The sequence below is a fragment of the Microbispora sp. H13382 genome, from assembly GCF_014161445.1.
Lineage (GTDB): Bacteria > Actinomycetota > Actinomycetes > Streptosporangiales > Streptosporangiaceae > Microbispora.
Window position 1 is genome coordinate 1 of sequence record NZ_JABBXA010000055.1, and the last position, 893, is coordinate 893.

An 893-nucleotide genomic window follows, 5' to 3' on the forward strand; every position below is an offset into this window, starting at 1 on the left:
GCGCGTACAGAAGCACGGTGTGCTTACGGACGTCGATACCGGCCAGGCGGGCCGCCTCGGGGTTACCACCCACCGCGTAGGTACGCCGGCCGAACGTCGTGCGGTTCAGCACGATCCAGCCGACCAGTACCACCAACGCGAACACATAGACCAGCAGCGGCAGCCCGAGCACCCGGGTGGTCGACAAGTCCACGATCATCGAGTTGTCCGCCTGCACCAGCTGGGTGCGCTGGTTGGACATCCGCTGCGCCAGACCACGCGCGGCCACCAGCATCGCCAGCGTCGCGATGAACGGCACCATCCGCCCGTAGGTGACCAGGATGCCGTTGAGCACCCCCGCACCGGTGCCCACCAGCACCGCACACACGATCATCACGACCGGCCCGTAGGCCTGCGTGGCCAGCGTCGTCGCCCACACCGACGCCAGCGCCATCACCGCCCCGACCGACAGATCGATGCCACCACCGATGATCACAAAGGTCATCCCGACCGTGATCACACCGATGGTCGAGGCCAGCGCCAAAATGCTGACCAGGTTGGAGGAGGTGGCGAAGTTCTCCGGCCGGGTCACCACACCCACGATCGCCAGCAACACCAGTGCGACGACCAGCCCCAGATGCCGGACCTCACCCAGCCGCCCCAGGCGGCCACCGGCACCCGGCGCTCTCACACCCGGACCGGCCGGCGCGGCCTGATCGACCTCAGTCATGCAACGCTCCTTCAGAGGATGTTTCTGCTTCATCGGACCCAGACCCGGAACCGGCACCAGACCCGGAATCGGAATCGGAATCGGGGGTCTCCTGCGAGACCATCACCAGATCGAGCACCCGGTGCTCGTCCAGGTCCTCGGCCGGCGCCTCATGGACGACCCGGCCCTCACGAACGACCAGCAC

2 protein-coding genes are annotated in these 893 nt (G+C 67.2%); both read right to left on the bottom strand.

Translation table 11 applies throughout. The features are described from left to right. On the bottom strand, nucleotides 1–709 hold a 709-nt coding region (locus HHX41_RS39440), incomplete at its 3' end, for an ABC transporter permease (RefSeq protein WP_259401684.1). After that, nucleotides 702–893 (bottom strand): hypothetical protein (locus HHX41_RS40055; protein WP_220504854.1); only part of this gene is annotated, 192 nt, incomplete at its 5' end. The genes HHX41_RS40055 and HHX41_RS39440, both read right to left, overlap by 8 nt.